The 20,671-nt window shown below is 68.2% G+C and carries 12 protein-coding genes and 1 pseudogene; 9 read left to right on the top strand and 4 right to left on the bottom strand.

Going from position 1 to position 20,671, the window contains the following annotated elements; translation table 11 throughout:
* Positions 1-5: 5 nt before the first annotated feature.
* Positions 6-7,379, top strand: a complete 7,374-nt coding sequence (locus ACF08M_RS22850; protein WP_392187103.1) for an amino acid adenylation domain-containing protein — start codon at positions 6-8, stop codon at positions 7,377-7,379.
* Positions 7,380-7,384: 5 nt separating this feature from the next.
* Entirely contained in the window at positions 7,385-8,311 is a 927-nt protein-coding gene (locus ACF08M_RS22855; RefSeq protein WP_392187104.1) for an ornithine carbamoyltransferase, read from the top strand.
* 108 nt (positions 8,312-8,419) lie between these two features.
* Here ACF08M_RS22855 and ACF08M_RS22860 read toward each other — a convergent pair whose 3' ends face one another.
* On the bottom strand, positions 8,420-8,674 hold the full coding sequence (locus ACF08M_RS22860) for a hypothetical protein (RefSeq protein ID WP_392187105.1): 255 nt from the start codon (positions 8,672-8,674) through the stop codon (positions 8,420-8,422).
* A gap of 155 nt (positions 8,675-8,829) precedes the next feature.
* Between ACF08M_RS22860 and ACF08M_RS22865 the strand changes: the two genes are divergently transcribed.
* Entirely contained in the window at positions 8,830-9,552 is a 723-nt protein-coding gene (locus ACF08M_RS22865) for a class I SAM-dependent DNA methyltransferase (protein WP_392187106.1), read from the top strand.
* A gap of 169 nt (positions 9,553-9,721) precedes the next feature.
* Positions 9,722-10,363 (top strand): LmbU family transcriptional regulator, encoded by a 642-nt coding sequence (locus ACF08M_RS22870; protein WP_392187107.1) that lies wholly within the window; start codon positions 9,722-9,724, stop codon positions 10,361-10,363.
* A gap of 203 nt (positions 10,364-10,566) precedes the next feature.
* Here ACF08M_RS22870 and ACF08M_RS22875 read toward each other — a convergent pair whose 3' ends face one another.
* A complete protein-coding gene (locus ACF08M_RS22875; RefSeq protein WP_392187108.1) occupies positions 10,567-11,778 on the bottom strand; it encodes an IS4 family transposase in 1,212 nt (403 codons plus the stop codon).
* A 131-nt stretch (positions 11,779-11,909) separates the two neighbouring features.
* On the opposite strand from ACF08M_RS22875, the pseudogene ACF08M_RS22880 reads away from it, so the two are divergent.
* The 5 genes and pseudogenes from ACF08M_RS22880 to ACF08M_RS22900 form a co-directional block, all read left to right on the top strand.
* A pseudogene (locus ACF08M_RS22880) lies at positions 11,910-12,331 on the top strand (2,3-diaminopropionate biosynthesis protein SbnB); the annotation flags it as partial.
* 552 nt (positions 12,332-12,883) lie between these two features.
* Positions 12,884-14,134, top strand: coding sequence for a radical SAM protein (locus ACF08M_RS22885; RefSeq protein WP_392187109.1), 1,251 nt, complete (start codon positions 12,884-12,886; stop codon positions 14,132-14,134).
* Positions 14,135-14,284: 150 nt separating this feature from the next.
* On the top strand, positions 14,285-15,286 hold the full coding sequence (locus ACF08M_RS22890; RefSeq protein ID WP_392187110.1) for an alpha/beta hydrolase fold domain-containing protein: 1,002 nt from the start codon (positions 14,285-14,287) through the stop codon (positions 15,284-15,286).
* Between the two features lie 527 nt (positions 15,287-15,813).
* Positions 15,814-17,487 carry a cytochrome c oxidase subunit I gene (ctaD, locus tag ACF08M_RS22895; protein ID WP_392187153.1) on the top strand — a complete coding sequence of 558 codons (1,674 nt, stop codon included), beginning with the start codon at positions 15,814-15,816 and terminating at the stop codon, positions 17,485-17,487.
* Positions 17,484-17,873, top strand: coding sequence for a cytochrome c oxidase subunit 4 (locus ACF08M_RS22900; RefSeq protein ID WP_392187111.1), 390 nt, complete (start codon positions 17,484-17,486; stop codon positions 17,871-17,873). The genes ctaD and ACF08M_RS22900 overlap by 4 nt, the downstream gene beginning before the upstream one ends.
* A gap of 54 nt (positions 17,874-17,927) precedes the next feature.
* Here ACF08M_RS22900 and ACF08M_RS22905 read toward each other — a convergent pair whose 3' ends face one another.
* Together ACF08M_RS22905 and ACF08M_RS22910 are read right to left on the bottom strand one after the other, a co-directional pair.
* Positions 17,928-19,589 (bottom strand): cytochrome bc complex cytochrome b subunit, encoded by a 1,662-nt coding sequence (locus ACF08M_RS22905; protein ID WP_392187112.1) that lies wholly within the window; start codon positions 19,587-19,589, stop codon positions 17,928-17,930.
* A 231-nt stretch (positions 19,590-19,820) separates the two neighbouring features.
* Complete coding sequence (locus ACF08M_RS22910; protein ID WP_392187113.1) at positions 19,821-20,663, bottom strand: hypothetical protein; 843 nt, start codon at positions 20,661-20,663, stop codon at positions 19,821-19,823.
* Positions 20,664-20,671: the final 8 nt, after the last annotated feature.

Here is a 20,671-nt window from a genome sequence, read left to right on the forward strand (position 1 = left end):
TGAACATGAGCCTTGACCAGCCTGAGCGTGAGCACGACCGTGAGGCGAGCCGTGGCGCACGGCTGCTCCGCGACCGTCTGCGGCAGCGTGCCTCGGGGCCGGTACCGCACGGGCCCGCCATTGACGCGGTGCCCCGGGACGGATCGCTGCCGCTCTCCTTCGCCCAGCGCCGCCTGTGGGTGCTGGACCAACTGCGCCCGGGCGGCACCGAGTACCTCGTACCGCTGGTGTTCCGTCTGACGGGCCCCCTGGCCGAGGCGGACATCCGCCGCGCGCTGGACGAACTGGTGCGCCGTCAGGAGATCCTCCGCACCCGCTACACCCTCGGCGGCGACGGCGAACCGGTGCAGACCATCGATCCGCCGTCCCCCGTCGACCTGCTGACCGACGATCTCACCGGCGCGAGCCCCGATGACGCGGACGCCCTGCTGTACGCGGACAGCGCCAGACCCTTCGACCTGGCCACCGGCCCCCTCCTGCGGGCCCGGCTGATCAGGCTGGCGGCCGAGGACCACATCCTCGCGATCGTCATGCACCACATCGCGGTGGACGGCTGGTCCGGCAGTCTGCTCGCCCGCGAACTCGCCACCCTGTGCGCCGGGGAATCGCTGCCCGAACCCCGTCTGCAGTACGCCGACTTCGCCGCCTGGCAGCGCGCCCACGCCTCCGACGAGCGCCTGGACCGGGAACTGGACTACTGGGCGGGGCAGTTGCGCGACCTGCCCGCACTGGAGCTGCCCACCGACCGGCCCCGCCCCGCCGTCTGGGAACCTTCGGGTGCGACCGTCACCTTCGGGATACCAGCCGCGCTGGCCGGCCGGGTGGGCTCGCTGGCCGGTGCCCATCAGGCGACCCCGTTCATGGTGTATCTGGCCGCCTTCTGGTCCCTGCTGCACCGGTACACCGGCCAGGCCGACTTCGCCGTCGGCTCCCCGATCGCGGGCCGGACCCACGCCGACACCCAGGACCTGATCGGCCTGTTCGTCAATACGCTGGTGCTGCGCGCGGACGTGTCCGGCGACCCGGCCTTCACCGAGCTGCTGCAGCGCGCCAGGGCCACCGCGGTCGACGCCTACGCTCATCAGGATGTGCAGTTCGAGCGTGTCGTCGACGCGCTGGCCGTCGGCCGTGACCTCGCCACCCATCCCCTGACGGGCGTCAACTTCGTTCTGCAGAACAACGAGCCGTTCCGGTTCGAGGCAGGTGCCCTCACCGGGGAGCTGATCCCCTTGGAGCAGAGGCACGCACAGTTCGACCTGACCTGGGCACTGGAGGAGCACCCCGATGGTTCGGTGACCGGCTCGGTGACCTTTCCCCACTCCCTGATGGACACGGACACCGTACGGCGGATGGGCGAGCACTACGTCCGCCTGCTCGGTGCGGCCGTGCAGGAGCCGCGCACCCGGATCAGTGAACTCCCGCTGATGAGCGAGGCCGAGGCACGCCAGGCGGGGCGGACAGGACACGGGACGCGCCCGCCGGCCGCTACGGCCCCCGTCACCACCTGCCTGCACGAGCGGTTCGCGGCACAGGCCGCGGCGCGTCCCGATGCCGTCGCGCTGACCTTCGACGGCGAGCAGTTGACGTACGGCGAACTGGACGCCCGCGCCAACCGCCTGGCGCACCGGCTGCGCGCGGCCGGCGCCGGGCGGGAGGATCTGGTCGGGATCCGGCTGCGGCGCGGGATCGATCTGATCGTCACGGTGCTGGCGACGCTCAAGGCGGGCGCCGCGTATCTCCCGCTCGATCCCGCGCTCCCCGCCGAACGGATCGACTACCTCGTCCGCGACGCCTCTCCCCGGGTGATCGTCACCGACAGCGCCCTGGCGGAGGAGACCGTGGCGGCCGCCCGCCAGGTACCCGGCGGGACCGTCGTCCTCGACCATCCCGCCGAGCGGGCCCGGATCGCCGCGTCGCCGGACCAGGCTCCGGCGCACGCCGCTCACCCGGACGACCTCGCGTACGTCATCCACACCTCGGGATCCACCGGCCGTCCGAAGGGCGTGCAGGTCACCCACGCCAACGTGGTCCGGCTCCTGACCACCGGCAAGGACGAGTACGGCTTCGGCCCGGACGACGTGTGGGCGCTGTTCCACTCCTACGCCTTCGACTTCTCCGTCTGGGAGATGTGGGGCGCGCTGTTCCACGGCGGTCGCCTCGTGATCGTCCCTCATACGGTGACGCGCTCGCCGTGGGATCTCGCCGGTCTGCTGGCGGACGAGGGGGTGACCGTACTGAACCAGACCCCGTCCGCGTTCCGGAACCTGGCGGAGCTGACGGCCCGGAGCGAGCCGGTGCTCGACCGTCTCCGGCTGCGTCTGGTCATCTTCGGCGGGGAAAAGCTCGACGTGGGCACACTCCGGCCGTGGTGGGAGCGGTTCGGCGACCGTGCGCCGCTGCTCGTCAACATGTACGGCATCACCGAGACGACGGTGCACGTCACCTCCCGGCCGCTGGGCCGGGACGACCTCAGCGGGCACCGCAGCCCGATCGGCCTCCCGCTGCCGGACCTCACCCTGCATGTCCTCGACGCGCGCATGCGGCCGGTTCCCCCCGGGGCGCCCGGCGAGCTCTACGTGGGCGGTCCAGGGGTCACCCGTGGATACCTCGGCCGGCCCGCCCTGACCGCGGAGCGGTTCGTACCGGACCCCTTCGGCCCGCCGGGTGCGCGGCTCTACCGCTCCGGGGACCAGGCCCGCGTGCTGCGCGGCGGAGACATCGGCTTTCTCGGACGGTCGGACGACCAGGTCAAGATCCGTGGTTTCCGTATCGAGCTGGGAGAGATCGAGTCCTGCCTGACCGGACATCCGGAGCTGACGGCCGCGGCCGTCACCGTGCACGAGCCCGCTCCCGGTGACCGGCAGCTCGTCGCCTACGCGGTCCCCAAGGACGGTTCCGATATCGCGGTGGCGGACCTGCGGCAGTACGTGGCCGCACGGCTGCCCGGCTACATGGTGCCGGGGACGTTCATGTCCGTACCGAAGCTGGCGCTCACCGCCAACGGCAAGCTGGACCACGACGCGCTGCCCAGCCCCGACGAATCGGGGCGCGAGGGGCAGGACGCCTACGTGGCACCGCGTACGGTCATCGAGGAAACCATGGCCGCGGCCCTGGCGGAGGTGCTCGACGGGCAGCGGCGGGTCGGCGTTCACGACAACTTCTTCACGCTCGGCGGGGATTCGATCCGTGCCGTTCGCCTGGTCGGATTGTTGCGCGCCCGTGGACTGCCGTACTCCGTACAGGATCTGTTCCGCCATCAGACCATCGCGGAACTGGCCGCCTCCCGGGGTGCGTCCCCGGCGGAGGTGGGGGGTGTCCCGCCGTTCTCGCTGATCAGCGCGGAAGACCGGGCCAAGGTCCCGGGCTCAGTGACCGACGCCTATCCGCTCGCCCGCGTGCAGGCCGGCATGGTCTACGAGATGCTCTCCGACTCCGAGCGGAACCTGTACCACAACATCACCAGCTACCTCATCCGCGACGACGGCCCATTCGACAGCGAGGCCCTCGCGGCGGCGTCGAGCACGGTCGTGGCCCGGCACGAGATACTGCGGACCGCCTTCGATCTGCGCACCTTCTCCGAGCCGCTCCAGCTGGTGTACGCCTCTGCCGAGGCCGAGTTCGGCCACGCGGATCTCAGGAGCTCCTCCGCCGAGGAGCAGAGATCCTTCATGGACCGGTTCCGGGCAGGGGAACGCGGGCGCCTGTTCGCGCCCGGCGAAGCCCCGCTGATCCGGGTGCACGCCCATCGCGTCGCGGACGACCGGTTCCACCTCTCCCTCACCGAACACCATGCGGTGCTGGACGGCTGGAGCCACAATTCGGTTCTCTCCGAGATCATCGCGTGCTACCGGGCCATCCGGGCAGGCCGGAAGCCGTCGGCGACGACCCGGACGACGGTCCGCTACGCCGACTTCATCGCGCAGGAGCGGCGCAGTCTCGACGGCCCGGAGGACCGCGCGTTCTGGTCGGCGCGGCTGGAGAACGCCCCACGGCTGACGATTCCGCCGGCCTGGGCCGATCCGGACGGTCCGGGCGACTACCACCTGCGGGTCCCGTACCGGCACATGGAAGGGAAACTGCGGCACCTCGCCGGGCTGGCCCGGGCGTCGCTGAAGAGCGTGCTGCTCGCCGCCCATGTCGCCGTGTGGCGGACGTTCACCGAGGGCGACGGCTTCTACTCCGGGCTGGTGTGCAACGGCCGCACCGAGGTCCAGGGCGGGGACCAGGTCCGGGGAATGTTCCTCAACCCTGTGCCGCTGGTCGCCCCCGGCCCGGCACGGACCTGGCGGGAGCTGGTCCACGAGGTGTTCGCCCGGGAGGTCGAGCTGTGGCCGCACCGCCGCTTCCCAATGCCTCAGTTGCAGCACGAATTCGGCCAGGGCGACCGGCTGTTCGACGTGGCCTTCAATTACCTCGACTTCCATGTGCTGGACCGCACGGCCGTCGATACCTCCGACACCACCGACATCAGTCTGAACGAGTTCCCGCTGTGCGTGCTGACCGAGGCCGGTGACCTGGTCCTGGTGGCCAAGTCCAGCCGGATCGGGGAACGGTACACCGCACTGCTCGCCGAGATGTACCGGTCGGTGCTCGATCTGATGGCCGCCGACCCGGACGGCGATGCCCGGGTCTCCCTGCTGCCGGAGGAGGAGCGTCGGCGGCTGCTCGCCGAGGGCAACGGCCATGAGGGCAACGGCCATCAGGCCGAGCGGACCTTCGGGCCCGGCCGCGCCGTGCATGAGCTCGTCCACGAGCATGCGCGGCGGACCCCGCGGGCGGTGGCCCTCGAATGCGGTGAACACCGGCTGACCTACGGGGAGTTGTGGCATCGGTCCGGCTCCTGGTCGGCGCATCTGCGAGAGCTGGGCGTGCGGGCCGGTGATCTGGTCGGCGTATGCCTGCCTGCCGATGAGCCGGAACTGGTGGCGGCGGTACTCGGCATCGTCGGCCTCGGCGCCGCGTACGTACCGGTCGACCCCTCGCATCCCGCCGAACGCAACACGGCGATCCTGACCGAGGCGGGGGTGGACGTCGTGGTGGCGGACGCGCAGGTACAAGCACAGGTGCAGGCACCGGCAGGATCGCTCCGGACCGTGCTTCCCGCCCAGGTCCGCGACCTCGTCACCGAGGCGGCGCCACGGCCGGCCCACCCCGAGGAACTGGTCTACGTCGTCCACACATCGGGATCGAGCGGCCGCCCGAAAGGCGTGATGGTGCGGCACGCCGCCATTTCCGACCGGGTGCGCTCGATGATCCGGGACATGGCTCTCGCCCCGGACGACGCCGTGGTCACGGTGGTGCCGACGACCACCGACGTCTGGCAGCTGGACGTCTTCGTCGCACTGGCCGCCGGATGCCGGCTGATCCTCGCCGGGAACGACTACGCCAAGGATCCCGTCTCGCTCGCCGAGGTGCTCCGCTCGCACGGGGCAACCCTGATGCAGGCGTCGCCGACGACCTGGAAGATGCTGGACGAGACCGGCTGGACCGCGCCGTCGGGCTTCCACCGCGTCTCCGGCGGGGAGGCGCTCGGGGCCGAACTGACCGAGCGGCTGGGGACCACCGAGGCCGGGGTGTGGGACATGTACGGTCCGGCCGAGGCGACCGTGTACTGCTTCGGCAGCCGGTACGCCCCGGACACGGCTCCGGCGTGGGTCCTGCCCGCCCACACCGCCTGCTACCTGCTGGACGACCGCCTGGAGCCGGTGCCGTTCGGGGTGGCCGGGCAGATCCATATCGGCGGCGAGGGGCTGACCCGGGGGTATCTGGGCCGCCCGGCCGGCACCGCGGACGTGTTCCTGCCGGACCCGTACGCCGCCGTCCCGGGCAGCCGTATGTACGCGACGGGCGACATCGGCCGACGGCTGGCGGACGGCCGTATCGAGGTCTTGGGCCGCCGTGACCACCAGCTGAAGATCCGCGGATTCCGCATCGAACTGGGCGAGGTCGAGACGGCGCTCACCGCTCACCCGGGGATCCACTCGGCCGTGGTGCGTCCGGTACCCGGCCCTGAGCGGACACAGCAGCTCGCGGCCTACGTCATCGCACGCGAGGAGAAACTCTCTCCCGGTGAACTCACCCGGTACGCCCGCACGACCCTGCCCGGCTACATGGTGCCGACCCACTTCGTCTCCATGGAGGCGTTCCCCCGGCTCGCCAACGGCAAGGTGGACCGCAACGCGCTGCCGGCCCCCGACACCGCACGGCCCCAGGGCGACACGGAGTACGTGCCTCCCGTCGGACCGGTCGAGGAAGCGATCGCGGCCGTCTGGGCCGAGGCCCTCGGCGTCGAACGCGTGGGCAGGGACGACGACTTCTACGCGCTGGGCGGTCATTCCCTGCTCACCATGCGGATCACGGCCCAACTCGCCCGCACCCACTCCATCGAGCTGACCTTCCGGGACTTCCTCCGGCACCGTACGGTACGGGCGATGGCGCGTCAGGCGGCGTCGCGTACCGGCGCGGGACAGGATTCCGCCCCGGGCCTGGGACAACACGAGTCCCCGCCGGCTCCCGAGGAGGACTCCTCCCCGCTGATCTGGCTCGGTGACACCGGCGAGGGCGATCCGCTGTTCTGTGTGCATCCCGGTGGCGGAAGCGCTCACTGGTACCGGCATCTGGCCGAGGTCTACGCCGGCGAACGTCCCGTGGCGGCCTTCGAATGGCCGGGGCTGCACAGCGACGCCCCGGCTCCGGAGAGCCTCGCGGAGGTCGCGGCGGCCTATGTAGCCGCGTTGAGAAAGGAACGGCCCCAGGGCCCGTACCACATTCTCGGCTGGTGCGGTTCCAGCGGCATCGCCTGGGAAATGGCACGCAGACTGCGCGCGGACGGAGAACGCCCCCGGCTGATCCTCATCGACCCGATCGAGTACCCCTCCACCGGCGTCAACCCGCTCGCCGAGAACGTGGCACAGCTACGGCGGGCCGGTGCGGCGCTGACCCGGCTGAGGGAGTCTCCGGACGGCCCGGAGCGCACCCGGGTCCGGAGCGAACTGCTGGAGGCACTGCGCACGATCGTCGACGACGGCGACACCGTGTTCGGGGACGAGGCCCTCGACCTGGACCTGGTCCACGGCTGGAGCCACCGGCTCAGGTCCTGGCGGGAGATGGCCGAGCTGCGGCTGCACTACCGGTTCCCGCGGTACGCCGGTGCGGTGGACGTACTGGTCTGCCAGGAACTCGCCGAAGGTGGGTACGAGGACATCATCGGCCGGTCCTACGAGCGCTACCTCGACCAGTGGCGCGGGCTGGCGACCGGCGGAATCCGTTCCGGCCGGATCCCCGGCGACCACCGCAGTGCGCTCTTCCCTCCCCACGTATCCACCCTGGCAGCCCGGCTGGACCAGGTCATCGAACGTTCCCACAACGGTGAGGAGTGACCACCATGGCCGACACCCGTCATGTCATCTCGTTGCGCGATCTCGAGGACTCCGACCTTGCCTGGATGGTGCGGCGGGCCGGGGAGATCGCCATGGATCCGGATCCGGCGTCCCGGCACGAGCCGTTGCGGGGGCGGGTGATCGGCGTGTACTTCACGAAGACCTCGACCCGTACGCGTACGTCGTTCACGACCGGGGCGCTGCGCCTCGGCGCCGACGTGATCACATACGGTCCGGGAGACCTCCAGCTCAACACCGGTGAATCGCTCGAGGACACCGCCCGGGTGCTGGGGGGAATGCTGGACGGGCTGGTGATCCGTACGGCCGGGGACCCCGAGGAGATGCGGCTGCTGGCCGAGCACTGCCCGGCGGTCGTCAACGCGATGAGCGCCGACGAACATCCCACCCAGGCCCTGGCGGATCTCGCCACGCTACGGGCCCGCTTCGGCCGGCTGGACGGTCTGAGACTGCTCTACGTCGGGGAGGGCAACAACACGGCGGCGGCGCTCGCCCTGGCGCTGCCCCGGTTCCCCGGCGCCGAGATCGAGTTCCGCACGCCGAAGGGCTACGGTCTGGCGCCGGAGGTGCTGGCCGAGGCGCAGGCCCTGGCGGGCCGCTACGGAAGCCGGGCCGTCGAGCGCCATGACATGGACTCGCTGCCGGCGGTAGACGTCGTCTACACCACGCGGTGGAACACAACCGGGACCAGCAAGGCCGATCCGGACTGGCGGCGGGGCTTCGCGCCGTTCCAGGTGAACGCCGAGGTGATGGCCCGGTGTCCGGGCGCCTTGTTCATGCACGACCTGCCCGCGCATCGCGGGGAGGAGGTCACCGCCGAGGTGCTGGACGGGCCCGCGAGCATTGCGTTCGAGCAGGCCCGGTTCAAACTGCACAGTGCGATGGCGGTCCTGGAGTGGTGCCTGACCCGATAGCGGACCGCGAGTGCGGGGACGCCCATGGCCGACGCCGATGGCCTGCCCTGACAGCGAACGCGGGCCCGAGGGACGGAGGTTTCCGGCCCCGGGCCCGCGACATTCTGCTCACTGGGACGTGTTGCCGCGCTTCTTCGCGACCTCCGCCACTCCTACGATCACCAGCGCCACGACGATGACCAGGCCGGGCAGCAGCAGCCCCATCGAGCCGGTCTGCTCGCCGAATAAGGCGCGGAACAGGTCGCCGTGATCGTCGCTCGCGATGTACTGGACCAGAGGGATCAGACCGAGCGGGATCGCGGCCAGCACGGCCACGGTCTGGATCACCTCAAATACCTTGGATCGCTCCGAATCTTTCGCCATGAACACCCCTTCGTATCCAAAAACAACCTCTTTACCGTACCAGAGTCACCATCCGCGATCGAAGGCGAAGACTTTCACCATTATTCCGATCCGGATCGGGCCGAAATCTTTCGAATTCACTATTTGAACACAAGCGGAAAAGGGGATTCCATTTCATGTACGAGCTGGATTACGTCGAAGTCTACGACCTCGTCATGCGCAGCAGGGGAAAGGATTACGAGAACGAGGCGGCGGAGGCGGGGAGACTGATCCGCGAGCGGAACCCCGAAGCCTCCTCACTGCTCGACGCCGCCTGCGGGACCGGCCTGCACCTGCGCTTCCTGGTGGATCTGTTCGAGAGAGCAGAGGGACTGGATCTGTCCTCGGACATGCTCGCGCACGCCGGGAAGACGATCCCAGGGATCCCGCTGCACACAGGAAATATGTGCGACTTCGAACTGAAAGCCCGGTTTCATGCCATCACCTGCATGTTCGCCATCCCCCATCTGCGGTCGGGCCAGGAACTGAAGAAGGCCATACGTCGCCTGGCACACCACCTGACCGCACGGGGCGTGCTCCTGATAGAACCCTGGTTCCGCCCGGAGGAATTCATTCCCGGCTATGTGGCCGACGATACGGTCACACAGGGAAAACGGGTGATCCATCGGATTTCCCACTCGATACCGGAAGGGAAGCACGGTGACCGAGTACGGATGACCGTGCACTACGCCGACGCCGCCCCCGATTACGGCATCCGGCACGCCACGGAGACCGTGCGCATGTCCCTTTTCACCGATGAACAGTACCGAGAGGCATTCGCGGCGGCGGGGTGCGATGCCGAGCTCGTCCAACCGGAACACTTTCCCCGCGGCGTCTGGATCGCACAACGCCGCCAATGACCGACGGGCAGGCGCGGGCCGAGCCCTGACCGGCGCCCCACCAGGCATCACCGACATCATTTTAGGCTTCACAAAAGGACCGTCAAGCTTTCATATAGCGAAAATTTGGCCCGCCCTGGCAATCTCGTGCCGCAGCAGGCAGTAGCGGACGAACAAAGGCAAAGACCCCATGTCGAACAATGTCTACAAATCGGTGACGGTGAGGGGCAGGAACGACACTGTGTCGACGACGCGGCCGGCACAGGAACGCCTGGGAGTGGGCAGCAGAGCCATCACCAAGCGAGTCATGCTCTCCATGCCGGAGGGCATGACCATCGATGAATGGCGCAACCTGGGCCGGCAGATTCACGTCATCTCCGACTCCTCCGCCTGGTGGCTGGGCGACTGGCTCATTTTCGGGCAGTCGAATTACCCGAACCGGTACAAGAAGGCAATCGCCGACACCTCTCTCGACTACCAGACGCTACGCAACTACGCCTGGGTGGCCCGGCGGTTCACCCCGGAAAGGCGCCGGGCGAAGCTCAGCTTCCAGCACCACGCCGAGGTCACCAGCCTTCCCGAGGCCGAGCAGGAGAGCTGGCTCACCCAGACGGAACTGCACGGCTGGTCCCGCAACGAACTCCGGCGCCGGATCCGGGACAGCCGGGAGATAGGCGACGGCGGAAAGGCGGTCGTGCGTGTCCAGTTGGACCTGATGGACCAGCAGAAACAGCGGTGGCAGCGGGCTGCGGAGAGCGCCGACCAGGACTTGCTCGCCTGGATGGTGGCCGTACTGGATGGCGCGGCAACAGCTGTGGTGGACGTGAACTAAGGGCAATACCGTTCAGTTAGTGGGTCTGGATGGTGATGTGAGGGCTGCGTTTGGGCTGGGGCCAGTGTGTGTGGCGGGAGCGTTTCACGGCCCATTTCAGAACCTTGCGTTTGACGACTCGCGGGTGTGAGCGCTTTCGGCGGGGTGGGTTGAGGTGTTGGGTGAGCCATCGGATGGCGTGATGCCAGGTCGTGTTGGCCGTGTCAGTGCCCGGAGGGGGAAAATGCGCCCTGCGCGACTGAACGGCGAGCGATGCGGAGGGTCTTGACGAAGGAGACTCTGTCGGGGTCGCAGCCGGCGTGCGCGGCAGTGTCGGCCATCAGGGTGCGGATAGCGTAGTGGCAGCACAGGTGTCCCCAGATTTCTTGCTGGACAAGGTCGGGGGCTTTCGAGCGCAGTACCGCGCGGGGCCCGCGCTGGTGGGTCTTCAGCTCGTCGAAGGTGGTCTCGATCTCCCACCGTTGGGCGTAGACGGCTGCGAGGCCCTCGGCGCCGACCTCGGCAGGGTCGAGGATCGTGGTCAGCAGCCGGTATTCCTCGGGATTGTCCCGGCCGTCATCGACCGTGTAGTCGATCACTCTGACCGTGAGCGGCTCCGTCGTGGCCCGGTTCGGGCCCGACGTCGGGACGATCCGGGCCAGCCAGGACCCATCGGCCAGGGTTTCCAGATGCCGGGGCCGCAGGTTCGATTTCACTCGCCAGAGCAGATCCGCGCCCGTGGCGGCGGCCTGCTGCCAGAGACGGAACCCGTAGAAGCCCCGTTCGGCCAGGACCAGTTGGCCCGGCTCCAGCCGGCCGACGAGCTGCCGGGACAACTCGATCTCCGACACGCTGCACGGGCCGGTGACAGCGCCAAAGACGGCATGGGTGCCGCATTCCGCCAATGCCACCAGGCGGGCCTGCGGAAACGCGGACCGCTCCCCCCTGCTGGAAGCGGGCCGACCGAAGAACTCCGCGTTGGCCGCCGTGTCCGCCACATCCAGACACGTCCCGTCGATCGCCACCAGACGACGCCCGGCCAGCCACGACCCCGGCGTGTCCGGCCCCGCCAGCGGACGCGCAACCCGCGCGAACAGATCCCGCACCGGCTCGAACCCCAGGCGAGCCCTGGCCTGGAAGATCGCCGACTTCGAGGGCGGCGTGAACGACTCCGACCACCCCGACGCCCACGACAGCCCATCCGTGAGCTGCGCGAACACATCCTCGTAGGAGCCATCCGAATACAGCGCCATCCCCATCGAGAAGTACGCCATCACCCGCGCGGGCAAGGACCGGTGACGCCGCTCAGTACGCCCTGCCTCCTTGATCGCCGCGTCAACCACATCTGCGGGAAACACCCGCGTCAGCAACCCCACAGACACCAAATCCGACAACCGGACATCAGACGACGGCTTCACCCAACCAGAACGCGGCATCCCCCCAAGATACCCCAGAAACACTTAACTGAACGGTATTGGAACTAAGGGCTGTCCCCGACTCCGAACCGTGCGGGCGGCGGGCCACCGCCGCACCCGTGCCCCCGCATGGACCGCCGATTCGAGGCTTCGAGGATGTCATCCGCGCCGCCGACCTCGTCGCCTTCGCGACGGTCGCCGGCACCCCGCACATCCACGACCCGGAGCACTTCGCCCACCACCCGTTGGCGCCGCACGTCTCGCTGCGCGATCTCTCGCCCGAGATCACCTGGACTCGTACCACGTCGTCGACGACGTGGACCACTGTCTGAAGGCGGATACCTCACCGCATCTGGCCGAACAGCACCCGGGACACCGCGACTTCGTGGCAGGCACACTCCACGACGCGCTGACCGGCCACCTCGCCCCGCCGGCCGACCGTACCGTCATCTTCTCCCCGTTCGGCCCGGGCGTCCTCGATCTCGCGCCGGCAGGAAGCACAGCGGCGGGTGGAACCCGAAGCCGTGCTTGTAGGTGGCCGTCGCGTCGGCGACCCGGCGGTTCGACAAGCTGATCACCGCGCTGCGGCTGTCCGGGCACGGGCCGATGCGCCAGGGCCGGCCGTGGAGCCCAGCGCTATTCGCTGGAGCAAGATTTCTTTCGTGCTAAAGTACCGGCATGCTTATCGAGGTTGACAGACCGTAGCCGCCGGGCGTCGATGACGCCATCGGCCTGCGCCACTCGCTCCGGTCCGCAATGGCCAGGATGTGTATTGAGCGCGCGGTGACACACTTTCGCGCTTGTACGTGCGCGCCCTGGCACACCTTTGGCCAGCGCGCCTCACATTCTTTTTGCCTCCTGCCGGAGTGCCCTCGAACCAGCCCACTCTCGTGGCGCGTTCACAGCATGCGCTGACTCCTTTCAACGACGTAGAAATTTGTTCAAGCCGTGATTCCTCCGGTCCGAAATCGGACCGGCATGGCTGACGTCGTTCGAGGATTGCAAGGTGCAGTCCCTCCTGTGCGATTCCGTCCTGTGTTCCCTTAGTCATGCGCCGGACGGCGCCCATTCCTTCGAGGGCTGCCTCTCTTCAGCACCGTGCACGGCCCGCCGGGAGAGAGACCACATGGAAGATGGTGAGCATCACCTCATGACGAACCAGCCTCATGCGAACACATCGAGCGACCGGGCTCGACGGTCCCGCGTCGCACTCGCCAACCCTCCCCCCGGCACCCGGCTCGCGCGCATCCGGGAGCATCTCGAATCGATGGGCGCACCCGATTTCCGCTACCGGCAATTCGTGAGCGCCCTTCGCCGCGCGGAAGCCGAGACCTTCGACACCGTTCGCGAGTTGCCCGCCGAACTCAGGGCAGGACTCACCGAGAAGTTCGGGCCGCGCATACTTCCCATCGTGCCGGTCGCCCGCCAATCGGAGGACCAGGTCGAAAAAGTCGTTTTCGAGTCGGACCCGGGAACCCGCTTCGAGACCGTTCTCTCCCGCTACAGGGCCGGATGGACTTCTCTCTGTGTCTCGTCACAGGCCGGATGCGGACTGGGCTGCACTTTCTGCGCCACGGCCGCCGTCGGACTCGCCCGGAACCTGACGGCCGATGAGATCTACGCGCAAGTCATGCATCCGTATTGGCGGCTTCCGGACGGATCCCTGCCGGAGAGCGTGGCATTCATGGGCATGGGCGAAGCACTCGCCAACCCACATGTGTTCGATGCATTGTGCCTGCTTTCGGGAACTGGTTACGGGGAACTATCGCAACGCCGCATCACCGTTTCCACGGTGGGTTTCGCACCCAATCTTTCCAGGCTCACCAAGGAATACCCACAGGTCACGATCACGCTGTCCGTGCATTCACCGTTCCCGGATGAACGTGCGCAGCTGATTCCGCTGGAGAAGAGATTCCCCCTCACCGAGAACCTGGCGATTCTGGATGAGCACGCGGGCACGGCACGCCGCAAGATCTATCTCGCGTATCTGCTGATCGCCGGCGTCAACGACACCGAAGACCACTTGCATCGGCTTGCCCGACTCGTGGCGTCGCGATCCCGCCCGGAGCTCTTCCACGTGAGCGTGATCCGGTACAACCAGGCCCTGGGCGCACATCCCGCCTACCGGGCGCCCTCGAAGACACATGTCAGTCAGTTCGTCGCCGGCCTGCGCGAACGTGGCATCCACGCCACCAGACGGCGCCAGCTCGGCTCGTCCATCGATGCCGCCTGCGGCCAACTGCACGCCCGTTACACCGCCTCCGCCGCTCCCAGCGGCCCCCTCACCGTTCTTCCGCCGATGGGTCCCACCGAGGACCGGCTGCTGCAGATCGGACGGCCCGGCCGGCCGGAGTCTCGTCGGACGGCAACCAGCTGAAGCGGGGAACGGGGCATCGGTACGACGACCGGAGGCGCACGCCCGCGTCCCGGCCCCGGCCGTCCACATCATGCACAGCACACCGGCCGTCGTTGGCCCATGCCCCCACCCCGGCACCCGTGATACCCGCCCCACAGTCCTGGAGGACGTATGAACAACCATCGTGACCGAGGTCGGCACACGGTCCCGCCCGTACCCTTCGACCCGGAACTCAACCCCGTCCTGGAGAAACTGGGACCCCCGCACGAGAGCACGCCCGCGTCGGCCGACCAGATTCCCCGATGGCGCACACACCTCGCGAAAGCGGACCCGACACTCGATGACCTGCGCGACCGCGGCAGGTTCGAAATCCACGAACGGCTGGTACCTGGCCCGGCCGGGGCGCCGGACGTGTCCCTGCTCGTCGCACGGCCCGCCGGGCTGTACGAAGGCGCACCGGTCCTCTACCACATGCACGGCGGAGGGATGATCGGCGGAACCAACCGGACCGGGATGGAGACGATACTGCGGGAGTGGGCCGAACCCCTCGAACTCGTCGTCGTCTCGGTCGACTACCGACTGGCCCCGGAATTCCCGTACCCGGCGTCGATCGAGGACTGTTACGCCGGGCTGGTGTGGATCTCCCGCCATGCCACGACCCTCGGCGGGGATCCGCAGCGCATCGTCATGGCGGGTGGTAGTGCCGGCGGAGGTCTTGCCGCCGCACTCGCACTGATGGCGCGGGACCGTCAAGGCCCCGGCGTCACGGGTCAGTTGATGATGTGTCCGATGCTCGACGACCGCAACGACAGTTTTTCCGCCCACCAGATGGCGGGCCGCGGAGTCTGGGATCGGCACGCCAACGATCTGGGCTGGGACGCTCTCCTCGGCGAGGCCCGGGGGAGCGCGCACCTCTCCGTATACGCCGCTCCGGCCCGCGCGGCAGACCTCTCGGGGCTGCCCCCCGCCTATGTCGACGTCGGTGCCGCGGAGACCTTCCGCGACGAGAACGTCCTGTACGCGACGCGTATCTGGCAAGCGGGCGGTGACGTCGAACTACATGTCTGGGCCGGCGGATTCCACGGCTTCGATCAACTGGCCCCTCACACCAACATCGCGAGGGATGCCCGTCACGCCCGGTTCCGCTGGCTGTGCCGCCTTCTGAACCGCTGAACGCACGCCGCACGGGCCCGCCCATGAGCTGAATCCGGTGCGGGTGAGGACCAGAGGCCAGTGGGAGGGAAGCGGGGTGGTGACGTCGACCAGTGTTGCCGGGCCGCCGTCGGCGTCGGCGCTGCCGCCGGGGCGGGCGGTGTAGTGGATCTCGCGGTCCATGCGCCACACGGACAGTCCGGCCCGCTCCTTGAGGACCTGCTCCGCAGCAGTGGCCGCCTCAAGGCCGGCGGGAGAGCGAGCGGGCGCCGGTCGGGATCAGTCGCGGCCCCGCCGCCACCCGTGCACCCCGTGCACCCCACAGGGATGCAAACGGGACGTGGTCCCCGCGCGGTGCGTGCCCGGCGCGTGGGTCACTTGGTATGACGGTCGAGCGGCGAGTCGTGGGCCCGGCCGTCCCCGGGTGGGTTTCCGCCGGGCCGACCGCAGCTGGTCACCAGGCACGGTGGTGAGCTGATCCCCGCCGTTCACCCGGCATCTCTGGAGGGGCCGTGCCACAGCTGGACCAGCCACACACGCGAACACCCCTGAACGGCCCGAACCCACGGGTGAGTTCAGGCAGCAGGATCAGAAATTACCTGTCCACGACCGATCACAAGACGATCGGCAATATGTACCTGGCCACGGCGTTCGGATTCTTCCTTCTCGCCGGAATCCTGGCGATGCTGATGCGCGCGGAGCTGGCACGGCCGGGGCTCCAGGTCGTGAGTCCGGATCAGTACAATCAGCTCTTCACCATTCACGGCACCATCATGATGCTGTTGTTCGCGACCCCCACGTTCGCCGGGTTCGCAAACGCCGTCATGCCGCTGCAGATCGGTGCTCCCGATGTCGCTTTCCCGCGCCTGAACGCGCTGACGTACTGGCTCTATCTCTTCGGCGCCCTGATCGTCGTCTCGGGACTCCTGCTTCCGAGTGGTGCCGCCTCCTTCGGGTGGTTCGCCTACGCTCCGTTGAACGATGCCATCCGCTCGCCGGGAGCCGGCGGGGACCTCTGGGCCATGGGGCTCGTCCTGGCCGGACTGAGCACGACGCTGGGTTCGGTGAATTTCATCGCCACCATCGTCAGTCTGCGCGCCCCCGGAATGACGATGTTCCGCATGCCGATCTTCACGTGGAACATTCTTTTCACCTCCATTCTCGCCCTGCTGGCGTTCCCCGTGCTGACGGCTGCTCTGCTGGCACTGATGGCGGACCGGAAGTTCGGTGCGCACGTCTATGACCCGGCCAATGGAGGCGCGCTGTTGTGGCAGCATCTCTTCTGGTTCTTCGGCCACCCGGAGGTATATATCGTCGCCCTGCCGTTCTTCGGCGTGGTCACCGAAATCCTCAGCGTCTTCAGTCGCAAACCCGTGTTCGGGTACATCGGCATGGTGGGCGCGACGATCGCCATCACCATGCTGTCCGCGGCGGTGTGGGCGCACCACATGTTCGCGACGGGTGCGGTTCTGCTGCCCTTCTTCTCCCTGATGTCGTTCCTCATCGCGGTGCCGACCGGCGTCAAGTTCTTCAACTGGATCGGCACGATGTGGGGTGGAAGCCTCTCGTTCGAGACCCCGATGCTCTGGTCGACCGGTTTTCTGGTCACCTTCCTCCTCGGCGGGCTGAGCGGCGTGCTGGTCGCCTCACCACCCTTGGACTTTCACCTCACCGATTCCTACTTCGTCGTGGCCCACCTGCACTACGTACTGTTCGGCACCATCGTCTTCGCCACGTTCGCGGGGTTCTATTTCTGGTGGCCCAAGATGACGGGGCGGATGCTTGACGAACGTCTTGGCAGGCTTCATTTCTGGACGCTGTTCGTCGGCTTCCAGACCACGTTCCTGGTCCAGCACTGGCTGGGCGAGAGCGGAATGCCCCGACGCTATGCGGACTATCTCGCGGCCGACGGCTTCACCACCCTCAACACGATCTCTTCGATCGGTGCCTTCCTGCTCGGCCTGTCCACTCTTCCTTTCCTGTACAACGTCTGGCGGACCGCCAGATACGCGGCGAAGGTCGATGTGGACGACCCGTGGGGATTCGGCCGGTCGCTGGAATGGGCGACCTCCTGTCCGCCGCCGCGGCACAACTTCGAGGCACTGCCGCGGATCCGCTCCGACTCCCCCGCCTTCGACCTCCACCACCCCGAGGTGCCCCGGTCGGAGCCCACTGATCGTGAGGTGCCGGCCCCTGGCACATCCGGAGGACATGGCGAATGAAGTCCGAGGCGTATCTCTTCGCAGGTGTCGCGCTGTTCTTTCTTCTCACCGACACGGCCTACATCGTGTTCGCCCGTGAGCCCGCGGGCGCAACGGCGCTCACGGTGTCCTTCATCATGTCGGCGGTCATCTCGTTCTTCTGTGCCATGAACTACCGCCGCAAGGGAGAAAGGCCGGAAGACCGCCCCGACTCCCAGATCCAGGAGCGCACCGGTGTGCTGGACTTCTTTCCGCCGCACAGCTTCTTCCCGGCCCTGACGGCCGCCGGCGCGGCACTGCTGAGTCTCGGTATCGTGTACGGGCTGTGGCTCTTCCTCATCGGGCTCGGCATCGCACTCGCCGGCGTCCTCGGGATGACCTTCCAGTTCGCCGGACGTGACGACTGACCCCCGGTGTCCGGGACGGGGCACGGCCGGCGCCGGCCCGGTACGGGAGCGCGGTCAGCGTTTCCGGTCCGCCCCGGCGGTCGGCTTCTCCTCCTGAGCGGCGGCCGGGTCCTTCACCAGTTCCGCGATCTGTGCGCGTTCCTTCGTCGTCGTCGGCATGTCGACCCGATCGCGGTAGTACCAGGTACTCAGCGCGGAACGGAGTCCGGCCATGCGCGATGCCGGTGTGCGCGGCGGGGCCGGGGGCCGCGGGACGTCCCTGACCAGCAACCGGTAGCGGCGTTCCGCGGACAGGGGGTGATGGCTGTCGCTGATCCGCCCGTAGACGCTCTGGCTCACTCTGCCTTTCGCCTCGCCCTCCTCCAGCAGCTGACGGTCATGTGCTTGCATGGCCAGGCACACGCGCTTGGTGACCACGAAGGCGATCACCGGCCCGACGACGAGGGCGGTCCTGAGGATCCAGGTCAACGTCTCGACGGAGACGCGGAAGATGAAGGCGCTCACGTCATTGCCCCCCGCGATGAGCAGAACCGCGTAGAAGACGATCGCCGCCACGCCCAGCCCCGTACGAGTGGGGCGGTCGCGCGGCCGGTCGCACAAGTGATGTTCCATCAGATCACCCGTCACCCACTTCTCGAAGTACGGGTACAGGTAGAGGGCCATGAAGAGCACTCCGGGCAGCACCACTGCGGGCAGGAGGACATTCCACATGACGGTGTGCCCGGCCGCTGTGGTCTCCCAGGGCGGCATCACCCGCAGCGCGCCCTCGAGGAAGCCCACGTACCAGTCCGGCTGCGAGCCGGTGGAGACCTGGTCGGTCCGGTAGGGGCCGTAGTTCCAGACGGGGTTGATCTGAACGGTGGCCCCCAGCCAGGAAATGACACCGGCGACCATCAGGCTCAGGCCCGCTGACTTCGCGGTGAAATGCGGGAACATCGGCTGCCCGACGGCATTCCGATTGGTCTTTCCCCGGGACGACCACTGTGTGTGCTTGAGGTAGACGACCAGCAGCAGATGGACGACCACCAGGGCGATCAGAACGCCGGGCACGAACAACACGTGAACGATGTAGAGCCGCGGGATGATGACATCGCCTGGAAAACTTCCGCCCCACAGAAAGAAACCCAGGTAGGTCCCGACCACGGGAATCGCGGTCACAATCGTGTAGGCGGTGCGCAGCCCGGTACCCGACAAGAGGTCGTCCGGCAGGGAATATCCGGCGAATCCCTCCACCAGAGCAAGCATGAACAGTGTGACGCCGACCATCCAGTTGATCTCGCGAGGCCTGCGGAACGCGCCGGTGAAGAAGACCCGGAGCAGGTGCACACCCAGCGCGGCGACGAAGATGAGGGCCGCCCAGTGATGCATCTGCCGGATCAGCAGCCCGCCCCGCACGTCGAAGCTGATGTCCAGCGTCGTCGCGTACGCCTGTGAGACCAGAACCCCTTGCAGAGGGCCGTGCGAGCCTTCGTAGGGTTCCTGCTCCATGCCCGGGTCGAAGAAGAGGGTGAGGTAGCTGCCCGTCAGCACGAGAGCAATGAGGCTGTACAGGGCGAGCTCACCCAGCAGAAAAGACCAGTGGTCGGGAAATGCCTTGCGCAGGAGCGCTCCGCCCACCTCGGAAACCGGCGCCCGGCGGTCCACCGCAGCGTATCCGGCAACGGCTGCCCGACGGACCTTCCGTTCGATCCTCTGCCTTCGTCTACGGAACAGCATTTCCGTCAGCTCCTTTCCTCCTGCGAGCCGTGTGGGGCAGCGGCAGCGCCCGGGGCACGGACGGATATCGGCACTATGCGCGGTCGGAAGAGCGCCGTTCCCGCATTACGCAGAACATGGGCACGGCCTTCCTGCCGTATCGGCACGGGCCGCGCGCCCCGAATTTCTCCCGGGGCCGCCCGGCCGGTGGGCCGGTGGGCCGGTGGGCCGGAGCCACCGGGTGCGTCTGTTTCAGCGGGGTGCCGGACGTTCCGGCCGGCGCTGGTGGCCCACATCGCGGACCAGGTCCAGGCCGAGGACCCGGTCGAGGTGGGCGAAGGTCTCGAACTTGGCACCGGACGGCACATCGGAGCGTCCCGCCACATCGGCGAGCAGATCCAGTACGGCGGCGACATCGAGATCGTCGGCGAGCGCGGCGTGCGAGTCCCGCAGCAGATCGGCGGGGATCGGCCGGGACGGCTCCTGCGCCCAGTCGGCGACCTGCTGACGCCATTGCCGCAGCGTCCGCCGGGCCTCGGCCAGCGCCGCACCGGTGACCGTGACCGGCGTGGCGTAGGGGTGGTGGAGCAGCAGGAGGCGCACAGCCAGTGGATCGGCGGTCTCGGGCACGAGTACGTCCGGCCGGTCCGGGGAGAGGAGATGACCGGGGTCGGGGACCCCCTCCTCCAGCAGGACCGTGCTGACCGGGCCCACCTCGATCCGGCCCCCGCCCGTGACGTCGCCGGTATCGGCGCCCTGGGCGATCACGTGCACGTCGGCGGGGCCGCCGAGTGCCGCGTCCGGGTGGTGGGTTCCGACGACGACGGGGGGATGGATGCCGAGCACCGCCATGACCCGGTCGAGCGCCCTGGTCCGGTCGGGGGTCAGGTCCGCAGTGGTGAGGACCGTGACGACCTGCAGGCCGTTCAGCTCCGCGGTGCGTGCCAGTACGTCACCGACCAGCGGCACACGCAGGTGCACCGGTCCGATCCCGGTATCGATGACCGGCAAATGGATACAACTGCGCAGCAGGCGGCGGGGCGCGGCGGGGACTTCGACGAGATGACCGGTGCGGGTGTCGGCGATACGCAGCATGATCGGAG

Origin of the sequence: Streptomyces sp. NPDC015032, assembly GCF_043080425.1 — a bacterium.
Taxonomy (GTDB): domain Bacteria; phylum Actinomycetota; class Actinomycetes; order Streptomycetales; family Streptomycetaceae; genus Streptomyces.